This window comes from Cupriavidus gilardii (genome assembly GCF_008801915.1).
In the GTDB taxonomy this organism is placed as follows: Bacteria; Pseudomonadota; Gammaproteobacteria; order Burkholderiales; family Burkholderiaceae; genus Cupriavidus; species Cupriavidus gilardii.
In genome coordinates this window covers 155,807-176,032 of the sequence record NZ_VZOV01000002.1, presented here as the reverse complement: position 1 = coordinate 176,032, position 20,226 = coordinate 155,807, and the positions used below count along the sequence as shown (strand labels likewise).

Sequence of the window (20,226 nt, the reverse complement as noted above, 5' to 3'; positions counted from 1 at the left end):
GGCAGTACCAGGAAGTCGAACGAAAACGCGGGACGAAAAAAAGCCCAGCTTGCGCTGGGCTTTTTCGCCGTGGAGCGGGACCGATCAGCGAGCGCTGCGGGTACCGACCACTTCGACTTCCACGCGGCGGTTCGGCTGCTGGCAGGCGATCTGAGCGGTGCGGTTGCCCTTGCACGACTTCGGATCGACCTTCAGCTGACGCTCGCCCTTGCCTTCGGTGTAGACGCGGTTGGCTTCCACGCCCTTGCTCACCAGATAGGCCTTGACGGCTTCGGCGCGGCGGATCGACAGGCGATCGTTGTAGCGATCGGTACCGAACGAGTCGGTGTGGCCGACGGCGATGATCACTTCCAGAGTGATGCCCGACAGCTTCGACACCAGGTCGTCCAGCTTGGCGCGGCCTTCCGGCTTCAGCACAGCCTTGTCGAAGTCGAACAGCGTGTCAGCGGCGAAGGTGACCTTCTCGCTCGAGACCACCGGGGGAGCGACCGGAGCCGGAGCCGGAGCCGGGGCAGCAGCCGGAGCCAGCGCGCCGTCGCACTGAGCATTGGCCGTGGCCGGGGTCCAGGAGCTATCGCGCCAGCAGAGCTCGTTCGTGCCATTCTTCCACACGTACTCGCTCGTACCGTTACCCCAGTTGTCGTTGACCGCCTTCTTTTCGTAGGGGACCGACGCGGTCTGGGCTTGAGCGGATGCGGCCATTACTGCGGTAGCTGCAACGAGCGCGAGCTTGGCAAATTTTTTCATATTTCTCCTCTCAGGATGAGATCACCGCAGGGTTACTGCGAGCAAATGGACGAAAACAAGTCATACATTCTTCGGAGTATAACCTTCTCGCTCGAGGTGACGAATGCTCCACTTCGAACAATGTCTGGCTCTTCGCTGGGGAATTGTGCCACAAGGCTCGTTTCCTAAGAAGTAAATATATGCGATTCAATCCATGGCTTCGGGGCCTGTGGTGTTTGTGCAACATGGCCCTTGCGATGCCCGCAAACCCTTGTCCGGCTTGGGTTCCAGGGCATCGCCCCTGAGCCGGGGAGGCTGCGTCGAGGGTGGCTGGCGGGCTGCCGGGAGCCGGTGCGCCGCATGTTAGAATGCCATGTTACCCGCCGCGCCGGCAGCACCGATTCATTCCGTGCCGACCGCCGCTTGCGGGCGTTTCAACCGCATAAGCCACGCCGCAATGGATCAATTCGCCAAAGAAACCCTTCCGGTCTCCCTCGAAGAGGAAATGCGTCGCTCGTACCTGGATTACGCGATGAGCGTGATTGTCGGGCGCGCGCTTCCCGATGTACGGGATGGCCTGAAGCCCGTCCACCGGCGAGTGCTGTATGCGATGCACGAGCTGAACAACGACTGGAACCGCCCCTACAAGAAGTCGGCGCGTATCGTCGGCGATGTGATTGGTAAATATCACCCGCACGGCGACACCGCGGTCTACGACACCATCGTCCGCATGGCGCAGGATTTTTCGCTGCGTTATATGCTGGTCGACGGCCAGGGCAATTTCGGTTCGGTCGACGGCGACAATGCCGCGGCCATGCGTTATACGGAAATCCGCCTGTCCAAGATAGCGCATGAAATGCTGCTGGACATCGACAAGGAAACCGTCGATTTCGTACCGAACTACGACGGCTCCGAAAACGAGCCGCAAATCCTGCCGGCCCGTATTCCGAATCTGCTGATCAACGGCTCGTCGGGTATTGCGGTCGGCATGGCCACCAATATCCCGCCGCACAATCTGAATGAAGTGGTCGACGGCTGCCTGCATCTGCTGCGTAACCCGCAGGCGACGGTCGACGAGCTGATCGAGCTGATTCCGGCGCCCGATTTTCCGACCGCCGGCATCATCTACGGCATCCAGGGTGTTCGCGAAGGCTACCGCACCGGCCGTGGCCGTGTGGTGATGCGAGCACGTACCCACTTCGAGGACATCGACCGCGGCCAGCGGCAGGCGATCATCATCGACGAGCTGCCGTACCAGGTGAACAAGCGCACGCTGCTGGAGCGCATCGCCGAGCTGGTCACCGAGAAGAAGATCGAAGGCATCTCCGACATCCGGGACGAGTCCGACAAGTCCGGCATGCGCGTGGTCATCGAACTGAAGCGCAACGAGGTGCCCGAGGTCGTCCTCAACAACCTATATAAGAACACCCAGCTGCAGGACACCTTCGGCATGAACATGGTGGCGCTGGTCGACGGCCAGCCCCGCCTGCTGAACCTGCGCCAGATGCTGGAGTGCTTCCTGTCGCACCGGCGCGAGGTGGTGACCCGCCGCACCGTGTTCGAGCTGCGCAAGGCCCGCGAGCGCGGCCACGTGCTGGAAGGCCTGGCGGTGGCGCTGGCCAACATCGACGAGTTCATCGCGATCATCAAGGCCGCGCCGACCCCGCCGATCGCCAAGCAGGAACTGATGGCCAAGTCCTGGGATTCGCAGCTGGTGCGCGAGATGCTGGCGCGCGCCGAGACCGATACCCCGGGCGGCCGGGCGGCCTACCGGCCGGACGGCCTGCCGCCGGTGTTCGGCATGCAGGACGACGGCCTGTACCGCCTGTCCGATTCGCAGGCCCAGGAAATCCTGCAGATGCGCCTGCAGCGCCTGACCGGCCTGGAGCAGGACAAGATCGTGCAGGAATATCGCGACGTGATGGCCGCGATCACCGACCTGCTCGACATCCTGGCCCGCCCGGAGCGCATTACCACGATCATCACCGACGAACTGAGCGCGATCCGCGCCGAATTCGGCGACGACCGCCGTTCGCAGATCGAGTTGAACGCGACCGAACTCGACACCGAGGACCTGATCACGCCGCAGGACATGGTGGTCACGCTGTCGCACAGCGGCTATATGAAGAGCCAGCCGATCTCGGAGTACCGCGCGCAGAAGCGCGGCGGCCGCGGCAAGCAGGCGATGGCGACCAAGGAAGACGACTGGATCGATACGCTGTTCGTCGCCAATACCCACGACTACATCCTGTGCTTCTCGAACCGCGGCCGGCTGTACTGGCTGAAGGTCTATGAGGTGCCGCAGGGCTCGCGGACCTCGCGCGGCCGGCCGATCGTCAATATGTTCCCGCTGCAGGAAGGCGAGAAGATCACGGTGATCCTGCCGGTGCGCCAGTTCGACGCCGAGCACTTCATCTTCATGGCGACCGCTCGCGGCACCGTCAAGAAGACCGCGCTGACCGAGTTCTCGAACCCGCGCAAGGCCGGCATCATCGCGGTCGACCTCGACGAGGGCGACTATCTGATCGGCGCGGCGATTACCGATGGCCAGCACGACGTGATGCTGTTCTCGGACGCCGGCAAGGCGGTGCGCTTCGACGAGAACGACGTGCGTCCGATGGGCCGGCAGGCCCGCGGCGTGCGCGGCATGAACCTCGACGAGGGCCAGACCGTGATCGCGATGCTGGTCGCGCCGGCCGAGAACGCCGAGGATGCCGGCTCGGTCGGCAGCGTGCTGACCGCCACGGAGAACGGCTATGGCAAGCGCACGCCGATCACCGAATACACTCGACACGGCCGCGGCACCAAGGGCATGATCGCGATCCAGACCAGCGAGCGTAACGGCCGCGTGGTCGCCGCCGCGCTGGTCGCGCCCGAGCACGAAATCATGCTGATCACCACCGGCGGCGTGCTGATCCGCACCCGCGTGGCCGAAATCCGCGAGATGGGCCGCGCGACCCAGGGCGTCACGCTGATCAACGTCGACGAGGGCACCAAGCTCTCGGGCCTGCAGCGCATTGTCGAAAGCGATGCCGATAATGGCGAAAACGGCGAGAGCAGCGAGGGCGGCGAGAATGGCGATCACGATGCCGCCACCGATGCCGCTACCAACGGCGACGACAATGGTGCCGGCAATGGCGCCGATGATGTCGCAAATGGTGACAATGGCGCTCAATCGTAATCAGATGCAACAATGGCGCGGCCGCTGGAACTAGGCCAGTCGCTACCGGACTAAACCGGACGAATTCATCAGGGAGTCATAATGCTCAACACCACTCGACGTATTGCTGTGCTGGCTGCTTTTGTTCCGGCCTTGATGGTCGCGCAGCATGCGCGCGCGCAGGACGCGGACAAGACCGCGGCGATCAAGGAACTGCTGTCCGTGATGCAGGCCGACCAGGCCGTCAAGGGCCAGGCCGAGAACTGGCAGGCCGGCGCCAAGCAGGAAGCGCCGCTGGTGCTCGAACAGGTGCTGGTCGAGAACAAGACGCTGAGCGACGCGCAGAAGCAGGCCGCGGTCGAGAAGCTGAAGAAGAACGGCGCGGTGCAGCGCATGGTCGACGGCGCCGGCAAGCAGTTCGGCACCGATGCGTTCAAGAACGACGCGATCAAGGCCCACTACGACGCCTTCGGCAAGTACTACACCGCGCAGGAAATCCGCGACCTGACGACCTTCCTGAAGTCGCCGACCGGCCAGAAGTTCATGGCCAACCAGGGCAAGGCGACCCAGGAGATCTGGGGCTCGATGATGCAGAAGTACGGCCCGCAAGTGGGCAAGTCGATGCGCGACGCCGCCGAGAAGGAAGTCACCGCGGCATCGAAGTAAGCCGGGCGCGGCGTCCGGTGCGCCACCTCGGCGACGCCGGGACGCCAACGAAATGCGTCTTTAGGTAATAATGGCTGCTTGGGCTATCCCAAGCAGCCATTTTTCTTTCCGTTCATGAACGATCCCCAGAATCCCGCCCTTGCCGCCATGATGCAGCGCGCCATGGCCGAACGTGTCTACAACTTCTCCCCGGGTCCCGCGACGCTGCCGGCCGAGGTGCTGCAACAGGCAGCCGAGGAAATGCTCTCCTGGCACGGCACCGGTATCTCGGTGATGGAGATGAGCCACCGCAGCAAGGAGTTCGAGGGGATCCACAACGAGGCGCTGGCCGATCTGCGCGACCTGCTGAAGGTGCCGAAGGAATTCCGCATCCTGTTCCTGCAGGGCGGCGCGATCGGCGAGAACGCCATCGTTCCGCTGAACCTGATCGGGCGCCTGAACCCGGAACGGCCCAAGGCCGACTTCGTCGTGACGGGCACCTGGTCGGTCAAGACGGAGCAGGAAACGCGCCGCTACGGCGCCAGCCATGTCGCCGCCAGCAGCGTCGAGCAGCGCTTCGCGCGCATCCCGGATCCGGCGACCTGGCAACTGTCCGACGATGCCGCCTATGTGCATCTGTGCACCAACGAGACGGTCGTCGGCGTCGAATTCCAGCAGGTGCCGGATATCGGCCAGAACCGCGGCCGCGTGGTGGTCGCCGATGCGTCGAGCCATATCCTGTCGCGGCCGATCGACTGGTCGCGCGTGCAGGTCGTCTATGGCGGCGCGCAGAAGAACATCGGCCCGGCCGGCGTCACCATCGTGATCGTGCGCGAAGACCTGCTTGGCCACGCGCATCCGCTGTGCCCGTCGGCGTTCAACTGGCGCATCGTCAATGACAACAATTCGATGTACAACACGCCGCCGACCTATGCGATCTATATCGCCGGGCTGGTGTTCAAATGGCTGAAGCGGCAGGGCGGCGTGGAGGGCATCGAGCAGCGCAATATCGCCAAGGCGCGCGCGCTCTACGACTTCCTGGACCAGAGCGCCTTCTATCGCAACGAGATCGATCCGAGCTGCCGCTCGCGCATGAACGTGCCGTTCTTCCTGGCCGACGAGTCGCGCAACGAGGCCTTCCTGGCCGGCGCGCGCGCCAACGGCCTGGTCCAGCTCAAGGGCCACAAGTCGGTGGGCGGCATGCGCGCCAGCCTGTATAACGCGATGCCGCTGGAGGGCGTCACCGCGCTGATCGACTACATGCGCGAGTTCGAGCGCAGCGCCGCCTGAGCGGCGGCCATTGCACCATCGGCGGCGCGATCGCCCTGCGTGGGCGCGGTCTGCCGTTCGATGGCGAATCGGGATTTTCATCATGACGACACAAGATAAAGACGCTGCGGCCCCAGCCCAGGGCCAGCAGCCGACCATGCCGACCGAGGAGCAGGAGCGCGCGCTGTCCGTGGAGCTGGCACCGCTGCGCGAGCAGATCGATGCCGTCGACCGCGAGCTGCTGGCCATGCTGAACCGCCGCGCGCAGCTGGCGCTGGACGTCGGCGAGGTCAAGAAGAAATTCGGCGCGCCGGTGTTCCGGCCCGAGCGCGAACTGCAGGTCATTCGCAAGGTCCAGGGCAACAACCCGGGACCGCTGCGTGGCGACAGCGTCGCGGCGATCTGGCGCGAGGTGATGTCGGCCTGCCGTGGCCTGGAGAAGCCGCTGGAAGTCGCCTTCCTCGGCCCGGCCGGCACCTTCTCCGAGCAGGCGCTGTACGCCCACTTCGGCCATGAGGTCGCCGGCGTGCCGTGCCCGAGCATTGACGAGGTGTTTCGCGCGGTCGAGGCCGGCACCGTCGAGTATGGCGTGGTGCCGGTCGAGAATTCGACCGAGGGCGCGGTGTCGCGCACGCTCGATCTGTTCCTGCAGACCTCGCTGAAGATCAGCGGCGAGATCGCGCTGAAGGTCCATCACAACCTGATGGCGTCGTCGCCGGACATGAAGGGCGTGACCGTGGTCCGCGCCCATCCGCAGGCGCTGGCCCAGTGCCAGCACTGGCTGACCGCCAACTATCCGCATCTGGAGCGGCAGGCGGTGTCGAGCAACGGCGAGGCGGCGCGCATGGCCAGCGAAGACCCGACCGTGGCCGCGATTGCCGCCGAGACCGCGGCCAATCGCTATCACCTGCACATCATCCGCTCGCATATCCAGGACGATCCGCACAATCGGACGCGCTTCGCGGTGATCGGCCGCTACGAGACCGAGCCCTCGGGCAGCGACCAGACCTCGCTGATCCTGTCGGTGCCGAACAAGGCGGGCGCGGTGTACCAGTTGCTGGCGCCGCTGGCCGACAACGGCGTGTCGATGTGCCGCTTCGAATCCCGGCCGGCGCGCAGCGGGGCCTGGGAGTACTACTTCTACGTCGATATCGAGGGCCATCAGCGCGATGCCGCCGTCGAGCGGGCGTTGCAGCAGCTGCGCGCCAACGCGGCGTACTTCAAGGTGCTGGGCTCGTATCCGTCGAGCAAGTAGCAAGCTGGCGGGCAGCGGCAACACGAACATCGGCCCGCAGCGGGCCGAGGCAAAGCAATCAGGAGTCGATATGGCAGAGCAGGGCAGGCAGTTCGGTCCGGAATATGTGCGGGCGATTTCTCCTTACGTGGCAGGCAAGCCGATCTCCGAGGTCGCGCGCGAGTTCGGCCTGGACGAGGCCGGCATCGTCAAGCTGGCCTCCAACGAGAATCCGCTCGGCATGCCCGACTCGGCCAGGACGGCAATGGCCGCCGCGGTGGCCGAGCTCGGCCGCTATCCCGATTCGAACGGCTTCGAACTGAAGGCCGCGCTGTCGGCGCGCTACGATGTGCCGGCCGACTGGCTGACGCTGGGCAATGGCAGCAACGACATCCTCGAGCTGGCCGCGCATGCGCTGGTCAAGCCGGGCGAGTCGATCGTCTATGCGCAGTATTCGTTTGCGGTCTACGCGCTGGCGACGCAGGAAATCGGCGCGCGCGCGATCGAGGTGCCGGCGCGCGACTACGGCCACGATCTGGACGCGATGGCCGCGGCGATCGCGCCCGATACCCGGCTGGTCTTCATCGCCAATCCCAACAATCCGACCGGGACCTTCCTGCCTGCCGCGCAGATCGAAGCGTTTCTGGCCAAGGTGCCGGCCGATGTGGCGGTGGTGCTCGACGAGGCGTACAACGAGTATCTGGACCCCGAGGACCAGTACGAGTCGGTGCAGTGGGTACGCAAGCATCCGAACCTGATGGTCTCGCGCACGTTCTCGAAGGCCTATGGGCTGGCCGGGCTGCGGGTCGGCTATGCGGTCGCGCAGCCCGCGCTGACCGATCTGCTGAACCGCATCCGCCAGCCATTCAACGTCAACAGCCTGGCGCAGGCGGCCGCGGTGGCGGCGTTGGGCGACGAGGCCTTCCTGCGCAGGAGCGCGACGCTCAATCGCGAGGGCAAGGCGCAGCTCGTGGCGGCCTTCGAGCGGCTCGGGCTGCAGTATGTGCCTTCGTACGGCAACTTCGTGCTGGTCCGCGTCGGCGACGATGACGAGGCCGGCGCGCGCGTCAATCTCGCGCTGCTCAAGCAGGGCGTGATCGTGCGTCCGGTCGGCAGCTACGGGCTGCCGCAGTGGCTGCGCGTGACGATCGGGTTGCCGGATGAAAATGCCGCGTTTATCGCGGCGCTCGAGCGCGCGCTGCAATAGGGTTGCCGCCGTGCGGCGGCGGCGCCGTGGTTGAACATTCGACGGGGCGCCGCTGGCGCCCTGTTTGCCATATCCGGCCCGCGTGTACCGATCGCGCCCGCCGCCGTGCAGCGAGCGGCTACAATGCCGGTTTTCTCCTTTCCGCCGCCGGTCTCGGCGTACTGTCGTGAGTGCCCTGCATTTTTCCCGTGTCGTGATCGTCGGCGTCGGCCTGATCGGCGGTTCCCTCGCTCGAGCCCTGAAGCGCGCCGGCGTTGTCGGCGAAGTGGTCGGTGTCGGCCGTTCGCCCGCCTCGCTGGAACGGGCACTGGCCCTCGGCGTGATCGACCGGGCTGCCTCGCTGGAAGACGCCGCGCAGGGCGCCAGCATGATCGTGCTGTGCGCGCCGGTCGCGCAGACCTTCGCGCTGCTGCACGCGCTGGAGCCGCACCTGCAGCCCGGCACCATCGTCACCGACGCGGGCAGCACCAAGTCCGACGTGATCATGGCGGCCAAGACCGCGCTGGGCGACAAGGTCGCGCAGTTCGTGCCGGCTCATCCGATCGCGGGACGCGAACTGAACGGCGTGGAAGCGGCGCTCGACGATCTGTACGACGGCAAGAAGGTGGTGCTGTGCCCGCTGCAGGAGAACAGCCGGGCCGATGTCGCGGCGGTACGCGCGATGTGGGAGACTGCCGGCGGCGTCTGCGAGATCATGTCCGCGGTGCAGCACGACGCGGTGTTCGCCGCGGTCAGCCACCTGCCGCATCTGCTGTCGTACGCGCTGGTCGCGCAGGTTGCGAATGCCGAGGACGCGGCGCTCAAGCTCGCCTGCGCGGGCGGCGGCTTTCGCGACTTCACGCGGATCGCCGCGTCGTCGCCCGAGATGTGGCGCGACATCTGCCTGGCCAACCGCGACGCGCTGCTGCGCGAACTCAATACCTATCAATCGGTGCTGGCGCACCTGAAGGCGCAGATCGAGGCCGGCAATGGCGACGCGCTCGAGCGCGTGTTCGCGCGCGCCAGCCAGGCCCGGCTGCAGTGGGGCGCCGAGCGTGCCGCCGCGGCCGACGTCGAGTCGTGATCTGCGCCGAGCCGGCGATCACTTGCCGCCCCTTGCAAGCCCTACCGACCGCAGCCCGACCATGGAACATCTGACGCTTGGCCCTTTCACCCGTGCCGCTGGCACGGTCCGTCTTCCCGGCTCGAAGAGCATCTCCAACCGCGTGCTGCTGCTGGCAGCGCTCAGCGAGGGGGAGACCTGGGTTCGCGACCTGCTCGATTCCGATGACACGCGCGTGATGCTGGACGCGCTGAAGGCGTTGGGCGTGGCGTGGCGCAAGGACGGCGACGATCATCTGGTCACCGGCGCCGGCGGCCGTTTTCCGGTCAAGGCGGCCGAGCTGTTCATGGGTAATGCCGGTACCGCGATCCGTCCGCTGACCGCGGCGTTGGCGCTGCAGGGCGGCGACTATCGGCTCTCGGGCGTGCCGCGCATGCACGAGCGGCCGATCGGCGACCTGGTCGACGGCCTGCGACAGGTCGGCGCGCGCATCGACTACCTGGGCAACGAGGGCTACCCGCCGCTGCACCTGCAGCCGTCGGCGATCCGCATCGATGGCCCGATCCGCGTGCGCGGCGACGTGTCCAGCCAGTTCCTGACCGCGCTGCTGATGGCGCTGCCGCTGGCCGACGCGCCGGGCGGCCGCATCGAGATCGAGGTGGTGGGCGAGCTCATTTCGAAGCCCTATATCGAGATCACGCTGAATCTGCTGGCACGCTTCGGCATCGAGGTCCAGCGCGACGGCTGGTCGCGCTTCGTGCTGCCGGCTCGGGCGCGTTACCGCTCGCCGGGCGAGATCTTCGTCGAAGGCGATGCCTCGTCGGCATCGTATTTCCTGGCCGCGGGCGCGATCGGCGGCGGTCCGGTCCGGGTCGAAGGGGTGGGACTGGCCAGCATCCAGGGCGACGTGCAGTTCGCCGATGCGCTGAACCGGATGGGCGCCAACGTGATGGCCGGCGCCAACTGGATCGAGGTGCGCGGCGTGGACCGCGACGACGGCCGGCTGAACGGCATCACGCTGGACTGCAACCATATTCCCGATGCCGCGATGACGCTGGCGGTCGCGGCGCTGTTCGCGGATGGCCCGACCACGCTGACCAACATCGGCAGCTGGCGCGTCAAGGAGACCGATCGCATCGACGCGATGGCGGCCGAGCTGCGCAAGCTCGGCGCCGACATCGAGGCGGGCCAGGACCATCTGCGTATCGCCCCGCCGGCGCAGTGGCGCACGCCCGCAGACGGCATCGATACCTATGATGACCATCGGATGGCGATGTGCTTCTCGCTGGCGACGTTTGGTCCCTTGCCGATCCGCATCAACGATCCGCGCTGCGTGGCCAAGACCTTTCCCGACTATTTCGACGTGTTCGGCCAGGTGGTCCGCTGAGTACTGGCCGCGAGCACGCCCGGCTTATCGGGCCGGCGCCGGGGTCATCGCCATGCCGGCGTCGTGCCGTGCGGAATGCTGCGGGGAGTCCGGTGCGGCGGCCTGCGCCGCCTTGCGCCGTTCGCGCTGCTCCCAGTAGCGGTCGAAGAAGTAGTGGGCCACCGTGTTGACGGCCGGTTCGATGAAGGTGACGGCACCGCTGATGGCAATGCTGCCCGTCAGCGCATAGGTCACGCTGAACGCGATGCCAAGGTGCATGATGCCGAACGACAGGGTTTTTGCCATGGTAGATTGCCTCGTTGGTCTGCGGGAGCCGCGGATCGACGCGCTCCCTACCGATGGAAGAATGATAATGGTTCTCAATTAGATCGAGAAATTGATCGTTGCTTTCGTTTTGATAAGAAATGACTATCGCTGAAGTCGTCACCATCGACGGGCCAACGGCCTCCGGCAAGGGAACCGTGGCGCACAAGGTCGCCGACGCGCTGGGCTTCCATCTGCTCGACAGCGGGGCGTTGTACCGTCTGGTGGCGCTGGCCAGCGAACGGGCCGGCGTCGATGAAGGGGACGTGCCGGCCCTTGCAAATCTGGCGAGCCGCCTCGATGTGAAGTTCGGCCCGGACCGGGTCTGGTTGTCCGGCGAGGAGGTCAGCCTGGCGATCCGCGCCGAGGCGATCGGCAACCGGGCCTCGGCGCTGGCGGTCCATCAGCCGGTTCGCGATGCGTTGACGGCACTGCAACGGGGCTTTCGCAAACTGCCCGGCCTGGTGGCCGACGGTCGCGACATGGGCACGGTGATCTTCCCGGACGCGCGGCTGAAGGTGTTCCTGACCGCAAGCGTCGAGGCGCGCGCTCGCAGACGCTATAAACAATTGATTGATAAGGGAATTTCTGCTAGTATCGAAAACCTTTTGCGTGATTTGGAAGCACGCGACGCGCGGGATCGTTCCCGTGCCGCCGCGCCGCTGCGTCCCGCGGAAGATGCGCGGCTGCTCGATACCTCCGACATGACGGTGGATCAGGCGGTGGCGCAGGTGCTGGCGTGGCACGCCGAGCTGGGTCCGCTGACCCAGGGGTGACCGCGCAGCGCCACGAGGCGCCGGCAGCCGGCCGCGGCGAACGCGACAACGATCGCGCCGCAAGCGGAGCGCGCCGCCGGCATGGTTCAACCTGACCCCGCTGCCCTGGCAGACTGAGCGCGATCGTCGCGCCGGCCACGGTATTGCGGATTGCTAACTTACGTTTATGTCCGACCTGCAAAACAACGAATCCTTTGCCGCACTGTTCGAGGAATCGATCGCCCGCTCCAATATGAAGGCTGGCGAAGTGATTTCCGCCGAAGTGGTGCGGATCGACCACAACTTCGTGGTCGTCAACGCCGGCCTGAAGTCTGAAGCCTTCGTGCCGGTGGAGGAGTTCCTGAACGACCAGGGCGAACTCGAAGTGCAGGCCGGCGACTACGTTTCCGTGGCCATCGACGCGCTCGAGAACGGCTATGGCGACACCATCCTGTCCCGCGACAAGGCCAAGCGCCTGGCATCGTGGCTGAACCTCGAGAAGGCGCTGGAAGACGGCGAAATCATCTCGGGTACCGTGACCGGCAAGGTCAAGGGCGGCCTGACCGTGATGGTCAACGGCATCCGCGCGTTCCTGCCCGGTTCGCTGGTCGATGTGCGTCCGATCAAGGACACCACGCCGTACGAAGGCAAGACCCTGGAATTCAAGGTCATCAAGCTGGATCGCAAGCGCAACAACGTGGTGCTGTCGCGCCGCGCCGTCGTCGAAGCGACCCTGGGCGAAGAGCGCCAGAAGCTGATGGAAACCCTGAAGGAAGGCGCCATCGTCAACGGCATCGTCAAGAACATCACCGACTACGGTGCGTTCGTCGACCTGGGCGGCATCGACGGTCTGCTGCACATCACCGACCTGGCATGGCGCCGCGTTCGCCATCCGAGCGAAGTGCTGTCGGTTGGCCAGGAAATCACCGCCAAGATCCTCAAGTTCGACCAGGAAAAGAACCGCGTCTCGCTGGGCGTCAAGCAGCTGGGCGAAGATCCGTGGGTCGGCATCTCGCGCCGCTACCCGCAAGGCACCCGCCTGTTCGGCAAGGTCACCAACCTGACCGACTACGGCGCGTTCGTCGAGATCGAAGCCGGCATCGAGGGCCTGGTTCACGTGTCGGAAATGGACTGGACCAACAAGAACGTGGCCCCGTCCAAGGTTGTCCAGCTGGGCGACGAAGTCGAAGTCATGGTGCTGGATATCGACGAAGACAAGCGTCGTATCAGCCTGGGCATGAAGCAGTGCAAGGCCAATCCGTGGGACGACTTCAGCCGCAACCACAAGAAGGGCGACAAGCTGACCGGCCAGATCAAGTCGATCACCGACTTCGGCGTGTTCATCGGCCTGCCGGGCGGCATCGACGGCCTGGTGCACCTGTCGGACCTGTCCTGGCAAGAGTCGGGCGAAGAGGCCGTGCGCAAGTACAAGAAGGGCGACGAAGTCGAGGCCGTGGTGCTGGGCATCGATGTGGACAAGGAACGCATCTCGCTGGGCATCAAGCAGCTGTCGGGCGATCCGTTCAACAACTTCATCTCGGCCAATGACAAGGGCTCGATCGTCACCGCGACGATCAAGACCGTCGATCCGAAGGGTGCCGTGGTCCAGCTGGCCGACGACGTCGAAGGCTATCTGCGCGCCTCGGAAATCTCGGCCGACCGTGTCGAGGACGCCCGCAACGTGCTGAAGGAAGGCGAGCAGGTGACCGCGGTGATCGTCAACATCGATCGCAAGTCGCGCAACATCAACGTGTCGATCAAGGCCAAGGACTCGGCGGAGCAGCAAGAAGCCCTGCAGAAGTTCCAGGCCGACACCGGCACGGCTGGCACGACCAACCTGGGCGCGCTGCTGAAGGCCAAGCTGGGCCAGGACAACCAGTAATCGCGTCCATCGCGACCGTCCAACTCACGCGCGGATGCCATGACCAAGTCCGAGCTCGTCGAAAAGCTGGCTGCCCGCTTTCCGCAGTTGCTGCTGCGGGACGCGGACATCTCGGTCAAAACGATCCTGGACGCGATGTCCGATGCGCTGGCCGATGGCCATCGCATCGAGATCCGCGGGTTCGGCAGCTTCGGCCTGAATCGCAGGCCGCCGCGCGTGGGGCGCAATCCCAAGTCCGGTGAACGGGTGCTGGTGCCCGAGAAGCGGGTGCCTCACTTCAAGGCGGGCAAGGAGTTGCGCGAGCGGGTCGACCGCAACCCGGCGGCCGGCAATGGCGGCGGCAACGGCGATCACGGCGTCAACGGCAACGGCCGCAATGGTGTCGATGGCACCGCGCTGGGCCTGCATGGCAACGGCAACGGCAACGGCGGCGGCGCCGCCGCCAACGGGCATGTCCCGCTCGGCGGTGAACGCGGCTCGCTGACGCATGGCACCGCGATGCCTGGCGTCCAGCAGGAAGGCTCCGGCCTGAATCTGGCGCAGTCCTGAATCCCGGCCGCTTCGGCGACGAAGCCGGCTACGGAATCGAAAAGGCGCTCCGCAAGGAGCGCTTTTTTTTATGCCTGGCGCATCCGCAGGCGTGGAACCGCGGCGCGGGCGCGGGTGTCTGAGTGACCTCTCCGTATCCCCATAGGACTTGCCAATTTGCCTGCGGCGCCAGCCCCGATCGCGCCGTGTGCGCCAATCGATTCCGCTACAATGCCGGGGAGCCGCCGCCCGCGGCCGGCCTGCCGTTCGAGATACCCGGCAACCGGCACCCGCATGGCGCGTCCTCGTCCTTTCGCCCCTTTTTGCCGCCACGCCGCCGCAGACACTTCGTCAATCGCATGAAACTTGTCGCCTGGATTATCCGTATCGTCCTGTTCGCGCTGCTGTTCGTGCTCGCCCTGCGCAATACCGCCGATGTGTCGCTGCAGCTGTTCTTCGACGCGGTGTGGCGCGCGCCGCTGATCCTGATCCTGCTGGCCGCCTTCGTGCTGGGCGCGCTGGCGGCGTTGATCTCGGTGGCGCCGGGCCTGATGCGGCAGCGGCTCGAGATCGCGCGGCTGCGCCGTGCGGTCGGCAACGCGCGCACGCCGGCCGAGGACGGCGCCGGCGCGTCTTCTTCCAAGGCCGTGGCGCCTTACAACGTAATCGGCCCGAAAGTCTAAGCAATGAATTTTGAAACCTGGTGGCTGCTCGCCCTTCCGCTCGTATTCGGGCTCGGCTGGATGGCGGCCCGCCTCGACCTGCGGCAGGCGATCAGCGAGCAGGGCGCCTTGCCGCGCTCGTATTTCAAGGGCCTGAACTTCCTGCTCAACGAGCAGCCCGACAAGGCGATCGACGCCTTCATCGAGGTCGCGCGGCTCGACCCGGAAACCACCGAGCTGCACTTCGCGCTCGGGGCGCTGTTCCGCCGCCGCGGCGAGACCGAACGCGCGATCCGCGTGCACCAGAATCTGGCCACGCGCCCCGATCTGCCCGACACCGAGCGCGAGCATGCGCTGTACGAGCTGGGCCAGGACTATCTGCGCGCCGGCCTGCTTGACCGCGCCGAGGACGCGCTGCGTGCGCTGATGTCCGGCCCGTATGCCGCATCGGCCAAGCGCGTGCTGCTGGAGCTGTACGAGGTCGAGAAGGAATGGCGCAAGGCGATCGACGCCGCGCGCGAGCTGCAGAGCGCGACCCAGCAGGACTACAGCGTGCAGATTGCGCAGTTCTGCTGCGAACTGGCGCAGGATGCGCTGCAGCGCAAGCAGCCCGACGAGGCGGTCGGCTGGCTCGAGCAGGCGCTGCGCGAGAACCCGAAGAACGTGCGCGCGCCGATCCTGCTCGGCGATGTCGCGATGGCGTCGGGTGATCTCGGCGCGGCGCTGGGCCACTGGCTCGGCATCGAACGCCAGGATGCCAGCTATCTGCCGCTTGTCGCCGATCGCGTAGTCAAGGCATATCGCGAACTGGGCGAGCAGGGCAAGGCGCTCGAATGGCTGCGCGGCCTGCTGAAGACGGGCCTCGCGGCCGAGCTGCTCGACACCGCCTATCGCACCGAACTCGAACTCGAAGGTCCCGCCGCCGCGGCCGCGCTGATGCGCGACCAGCTGCGCCGGCAGCCGTCGCTGCAGGCGCTGACGCGCTATTTCGATGCGCGCGCCGCGCTGGCCGCGCCGGCGCCGGCGACGGCCGATGTCGCCGAAGGCAATGGCGCGCCTGCCGCGGATGGAACCGCCGCCGATGCGACGCCGGCCGACGCGACCGCACAGGAAGACGCCGCCATTCGCGACCTGCTGCAGCTGCGCACCCGCAATCTGGCGCGCTACACCTGCCGCGAGTGCGGCTTCCGCGCGCGCCTGTTCTACTGGCAGTGCCCCGGCTGCAACCGCTGGGAATCCTACGCGCCGCGGCGCACCGAAGCGCTCGGCTGAGCCTGCGTCCAGCCTGATCCGCCCCGTCTCACGGAGTCGTCCTCATGAAAGTCACCATCATCGGCAGCGGTTATGTCGGCCTGGTCACCGGCGCCTGCCTGGCCGAGCTCGGCAACGATGTGTTCTGCCTCGACGTCGATGAAGAGAAGATCGCGCTGCTCAACGATGGCGGCGTGCCGATCTACGAGCCCGGCCTGAAGGACCTGATCCAGCGCAACCGCGAAGCGGGACGGCTGGTGTTCTCCACCGACGTCGCCGCGGCGGTCGACCACGCCGACGTGCAATTCATCGCGGTCGGCACGCCGCCGGACGAGGACGGCTCGGCCGATCTGCAGTATGTGCTGGCGGCCGCGCGCAATATCGGCCGGCACATGACCGGCTTCAAGATCGTGGTCGACAAGTCGACCGTGCCGGTCGGGACCGGCGACCGCGTCGCCGCGGTGATCCGCGAGGAGCTCGCCGCGCGCGGGCTCGAGGACCTGCAGTTCTCGGTGGTCTCCAATCCCGAATTCCTGAAGGAAGGCGCCGCGGTCGAGGACTTCATGCGGCCCGACCGCATCGTGCTCGGCTGCAACAACGACGCCGCCGGCCGCCATGCCAAGGCGATCATGCGGGCGCTGTACGCGCCATTCAACCGCAATCACGAGCGCACCTTCTATATGGACGTGCGCTCGGCCGAGTTCACCAAGTACGCGGCCAACTCGATGCTGGCGACGCGGATCTCGTTCATGAACGAACTGGCCAACCTGGCCGACGAGGTCGGCGCCGATATCGAGCTGGTGCGCCTGGGAATCGGTTCCGATCCGCGGATCGGCTACAGTTTCCTCTATGCCGGCGCCGGCTACGGCGGTTCGTGCTTTCCGAAGGACGTGCAGGCGCTGATGCGCACGGCCGCCGCGAGCGGCAAGGCGATGCGGGTGCTGGAGGCCGTCGAGGCGGTCAACGAGGCGCAGAAGCGCGTGCTCGGCGACAAGGTCGTGCGGCGCTTCGGCGAGGATCTGAGCGGGCGCACCTTCGCCATCTGGGGCCTGGCGTTCAAGCCCAATACCGACGACATGCGCGAGGCGCCGTCGCGGGTGCTGGCCCGCGATCTGGTCTCGCGCGGCGCGTCGCTGCGGGTGCACGATCCGGTCGCGATGCAGGAGGCGCGGCGCGCGCTGGCGCAGGACCTGGCCGGCATCGAAGGCGGCTTCGAGCGCGTGACGTTCTGCGATGCGCAGATGGAGACGCTGGACGGCGCCGACGCGCTGGCGATCGTCACCGAATGGAAGGTGTTCCGCAGCCCGGACTTCGCGCAGATCCGGCGCCGCCTGAAGACGCCGGTCGTGTTCGACGGGCGCAATCTGTATGAGCCGGCCGCGATGCAGGAGGCCGGTATCGAGTATCACGCGATCGGCCGGCCCGCGGCGGCGGCCTGACGCAACATGCCGGTGCGGCCGCCGGGCGGCGCGCCGGCCAAAAGGAAGCTGATGAACAGGAACCCGATCTCTCGCGAACAGATCCGGCAATCGCGCATCCTGGTGGTGGGCGACATGATGCTGGACCGCTACTGGTTCGGCGATGTCGAACGGATCTCGCCCGAGGCCCCGGTCCCGGTGGTCCAGGTCAAGCGCAGCGAGGAGCGCCTGGGTGGCGCCGCCAACGTGGCGCGCAACGCCGCCGCGCTGGGCGCGACGGTCGGCATGCTGGGGGTGGTGGGCGACGACGAACCCGGCAGCATGCTGGAGAACCTGCTGACCGCCGAGCACGTGCAGCCGTTTCTCTACCGCGACCGCAGCGTCAATACGACGATCAAGCTGCGCGTGGTCGCGCACCAGCAGCAGCTGCTGCGCGTCGACTTCGAGAACCCGCCGGCGCACGAGGTGCTGCTGTCGGTGCAGGACCGTTTCCAGGCGCTGATCGGCGACTACCAGGTGCTGGTGCTGTCCGACTACGGCAAGGGCGGACTGACCCATGTCGCGCGCATGGTCGAGGGCGGCCGCGCCGCCGGCAAGATGGTGCTGGTCGACCCGAAAGGCGACGACTATTCGCGCTATCGCGGCGCCACGCTGATCACGCCGAACCGCGCCGAGATGCGCCATGTGGTCGGCGCCTGGAAGACCGAGGCCGACCTGACCATCCGCGCGCAGAACCTGCGCCGCGCGCTGCGGCTCGAAGCGCTGCTGCTGACGCGCTCCGAGGAAGGCATGACGCTGTACACCGAGGCCGAAGTGTTGCACGTCTCCGCGCAGGCGCGCGAGGTCTACGACGTGTCCGGCGCCGGCGACACCGTGATCGCAACGCTGGCCACCATGCTCGGCGCCGGCATTCCGCTGAAGGAAGCGGTGCAGCATGCCAACCGCGCCGGCGGCATCGTGGTCGGCAAGCTGGGCACGGCCGTGGTCAGCTACCCCGAACTGTTCGGCGCGGCGCAAGGCTGACGCCCCTTATCACTGCTGGATTCACCATGACCATCATCGTCACCGGCGCCGCCGGTTTCGTCGGCAGCAACCTCGTCAAGGGGCTGAACGAGCGCGGCGAGAACAACGTCATCGCGGTCGACAACCTGACCCGCGCCGACAAGTTCCACAACCTGGTCGATTGCGAGATCGCCGACTACCTGGACAAGACCGACTTCCTGGACCGCTTCGCGCGCGGCGAATTCGGCAAGGTCCGCGCGATCTTCCACGAGGGCGCCTGTTCGGACACGATGGAGACCGACGGCCGCTACATGATGGAGAACAACTACCGCTACACCAAGGCGCTGATGCAAGCGTGCCTGGAGCAGGGCGTGCAGTTTCTCTATGCGTCGTCGGCGGCGACCTACGGCGCCTCGCAGACCTTCAAGGAAGACCGCGAATACGAGAAGCCGCTGAACGTCTACGGCTACTCGAAGTTCCTGTTCGACCAGCTGGTGCGGCGCACGCTGCCGAACGCCCACTCGCAGATCGTCGGGTTCCGCTACTTCAACGTCTATGGTCCGCGCGAGGCGCACAAGGGCCGCATGGCTTCGGTGGCCTTCCACAACTTCAACCAGTTCCGCGCCGACGGCACCGTCAAGCTGTTCGGCGAATACGGCGGCTATGGCCCGGGCGGCCACAGCCGCGATTTCGTCTCGGTCGAGGACGTGGTCAAGGTCAACCTGTTCTTCCTCGATCATCCCGAGAAGTCTGGCATCTTCAATCTCGGCACTGGGCGCGCGCAGCCGTTCAACGACATCGCGACCACCGTGGTCAACACGCTGCGCGGCGCGGAAGGCAAGCCGCCGCTGACGCTGGACGAGATGGAGCAGGAAGGGCTGATCGAATACATCAAGTTCCCCGATGCGCTGCGCGGCAAGTACCAGTGCTTCACGCAGTCCGACGTCTCGCGCCTGCGCGGCGCCGGCTATACCGCGCCGTTCTATACGGTCGAGGAAGGCGTCGCGCGTTATTGCCGCTGGCTGCTCGAGCGCGGCGGCTGAAGCCGGCGGCCGCCCGACTCTGTGACGGGCGGCGGCCGCTTCCCCGCTGTCGTTTCCCCGCAAACCGGCGCCGCGCTTTCCGCTCGAATCGCGTCAACTTTTGTTGCACGGCGCGCCGCCTGTCTCCCTGGCTCTTATTCTCGGCCTACCCCGTCGCGACGGCGGGGCGGCATGCCCGTCCGGGCATCGCCAACGAAGCCGAACTCCGGTCACCGGAGAAGGAGCCTGTTCATGATCAAGCAAACCTTGCTGGCGCTGGCATGCTGCCTGGGCATGTCGATGGCGCCGGCCGGCAGCGCGCTGGCCGCTGTCGACGTCAACAGTGCCGACGAGGCGGCGCTGACCACGGTCAAGGGAATCGGACCGGCGATGGCGCGCCGCATCGTCGAGGAGCGCGGCAAGCAGGGCGCGTTCAAGGACGCCAACGATCTGGTCGAGCGGGTCAAGGGCCTGGGGCCGAAGTCGGTGGTGCGTCTGCAGGGCGAGGGATTGAACATCGGCAAGGGTGGGGCGCTTCCCGCGGCAAAGGGCGGCAAGCAGCCCGCTGCCGCACCGACCGCGGCGGTAGTCCCGCCGGCCGGCAAGGGTTCCGGCAAGACCAGCAAGGCCGCGCACTGAGCGGCCTGGCGGCCGCCGTCGGCCGATGCCGCCATCCTGTGCTGGTATGGCTCGTGCTAACGCCTGAGCGGCACGGCAATGTCGCGGCGCCGCC

Annotated in this window: 18 protein-coding genes; 16 read left to right on the top strand and 2 right to left on the bottom strand. The window is 66.4% G+C overall.

Translation table 11 applies throughout. The features are described 5' to 3' along the window. Positions 1-84 precede the first annotated feature (84 nt). Positions 85-747, bottom strand: a complete 663-nt coding sequence (gene ompA, locus F7Q96_RS03590; RefSeq protein WP_023265125.1) for an outer membrane protein OmpA — start codon at positions 745-747, stop codon at positions 85-87. 436 nt (positions 748-1,183) lie between these two features. On the opposite strand from ompA, the gene gyrA reads away from it, so the two are divergent. From gyrA to aroA, 7 genes are all read left to right on the top strand, one after another. After that, the gene (gene gyrA, locus F7Q96_RS03585) at positions 1,184-3,907 is read left to right on the top strand and encodes a DNA gyrase subunit A (RefSeq protein WP_053821305.1); all 2,724 of its coding nucleotides are present in this window, start codon (positions 1,184-1,186) and stop codon (positions 3,905-3,907) included. Between the two features lie 81 nt (positions 3,908-3,988). Then, positions 3,989-4,552, top strand: coding sequence for a DUF2059 domain-containing protein (locus F7Q96_RS03580; RefSeq protein WP_053821306.1), 564 nt, complete (start codon positions 3,989-3,991; stop codon positions 4,550-4,552). Between the two features lie 114 nt (positions 4,553-4,666). Next, positions 4,667-5,821, top strand: coding sequence for a 3-phosphoserine/phosphohydroxythreonine transaminase (serC, locus tag F7Q96_RS03575; RefSeq protein ID WP_053823020.1), 1,155 nt, complete (start codon positions 4,667-4,669; stop codon positions 5,819-5,821). A gap of 82 nt (positions 5,822-5,903) precedes the next feature. Then, complete coding sequence (gene pheA, locus F7Q96_RS03570) at positions 5,904-7,055, top strand: prephenate dehydratase (RefSeq protein ID WP_053821307.1); 1,152 nt, start codon at positions 5,904-5,906, stop codon at positions 7,053-7,055. A gap of 70 nt (positions 7,056-7,125) precedes the next feature. Beyond that, entirely contained in the window at positions 7,126-8,241 is a 1,116-nt protein-coding gene (gene hisC / locus F7Q96_RS03565; RefSeq protein ID WP_053821308.1) for a histidinol-phosphate transaminase, read from the top strand. Positions 8,242-8,407: 166 nt separating this feature from the next. Then, the gene (locus F7Q96_RS03560) at positions 8,408-9,304 is read left to right on the top strand and encodes a prephenate dehydrogenase (protein ID WP_053821309.1); all 897 of its coding nucleotides are present in this window, start codon (positions 8,408-8,410) and stop codon (positions 9,302-9,304) included. 61 nt (positions 9,305-9,365) lie between these two features. Next, positions 9,366-10,670: a 3-phosphoshikimate 1-carboxyvinyltransferase gene (aroA, locus tag F7Q96_RS03555; protein WP_053821310.1), complete on the top strand. Its 1,305-nt coding sequence runs from the start codon at positions 9,366-9,368 to the stop codon at positions 10,668-10,670. Positions 10,671-10,694: 24 nt separating this feature from the next. Here aroA and F7Q96_RS03550 read toward each other — a convergent pair whose 3' ends face one another. Then, entirely contained in the window at positions 10,695-10,955 is a 261-nt protein-coding gene (locus F7Q96_RS03550) for a DUF2061 domain-containing protein (protein ID WP_053821311.1), read from the bottom strand. A gap of 119 nt (positions 10,956-11,074) precedes the next feature. Between F7Q96_RS03550 and cmk the strand changes: the two genes are divergently transcribed. The 9 genes from cmk (at position 11,075) to F7Q96_RS03505 (ending at position 20,132) form a co-directional block, all read left to right on the top strand. Then, positions 11,075-11,749, top strand: a complete 675-nt coding sequence (cmk, locus tag F7Q96_RS03545; protein WP_006576193.1) for a (d)CMP kinase — start codon at positions 11,075-11,077, stop codon at positions 11,747-11,749. A 166-nt stretch (positions 11,750-11,915) separates the two neighbouring features. Beyond that, complete coding sequence (rpsA, locus tag F7Q96_RS03540) at positions 11,916-13,610, top strand: 30S ribosomal protein S1 (protein WP_006576291.1); 1,695 nt, start codon at positions 11,916-11,918, stop codon at positions 13,608-13,610. A 39-nt stretch (positions 13,611-13,649) separates the two neighbouring features. Then, a complete protein-coding gene (locus tag F7Q96_RS03535) occupies positions 13,650-14,159 on the top strand; it encodes an integration host factor subunit beta (RefSeq protein ID WP_053821312.1) in 510 nt (169 codons plus the stop codon). 338 nt (positions 14,160-14,497) lie between these two features. After that, entirely contained in the window at positions 14,498-14,821 is a 324-nt protein-coding gene (locus F7Q96_RS03530) for a LapA family protein (protein ID WP_006576293.1), read from the top strand. A gap of 3 nt (positions 14,822-14,824) precedes the next feature. Further along, the gene (gene lapB, locus F7Q96_RS03525) at positions 14,825-16,072 is read left to right on the top strand and encodes a lipopolysaccharide assembly protein LapB (protein ID WP_053821313.1); all 1,248 of its coding nucleotides are present in this window, start codon (positions 14,825-14,827) and stop codon (positions 16,070-16,072) included. Positions 16,073-16,116: 44 nt separating this feature from the next. Beyond that, positions 16,117-17,490 carry a UDP-glucose dehydrogenase family protein gene (locus F7Q96_RS03520; protein WP_053821314.1) on the top strand — a complete coding sequence of 458 codons (1,374 nt, stop codon included), beginning with the start codon at positions 16,117-16,119 and terminating at the stop codon, positions 17,488-17,490. A gap of 51 nt (positions 17,491-17,541) precedes the next feature. Beyond that, complete coding sequence (gene rfaE1 / locus F7Q96_RS03515; RefSeq protein WP_082371610.1) at positions 17,542-18,492, top strand: D-glycero-beta-D-manno-heptose-7-phosphate kinase; 951 nt, start codon at positions 17,542-17,544, stop codon at positions 18,490-18,492. 26 nt (positions 18,493-18,518) lie between these two features. Next, entirely contained in the window at positions 18,519-19,514 is a 996-nt protein-coding gene (gene rfaD / locus F7Q96_RS03510; protein WP_053821316.1) for an ADP-glyceromanno-heptose 6-epimerase, read from the top strand. A gap of 231 nt (positions 19,515-19,745) precedes the next feature. Next, entirely contained in the window at positions 19,746-20,132 is a 387-nt protein-coding gene (locus tag F7Q96_RS03505) for a ComEA family DNA-binding protein (protein WP_053821317.1), read from the top strand. Positions 20,133-20,226: the final 94 nt, after the last annotated feature.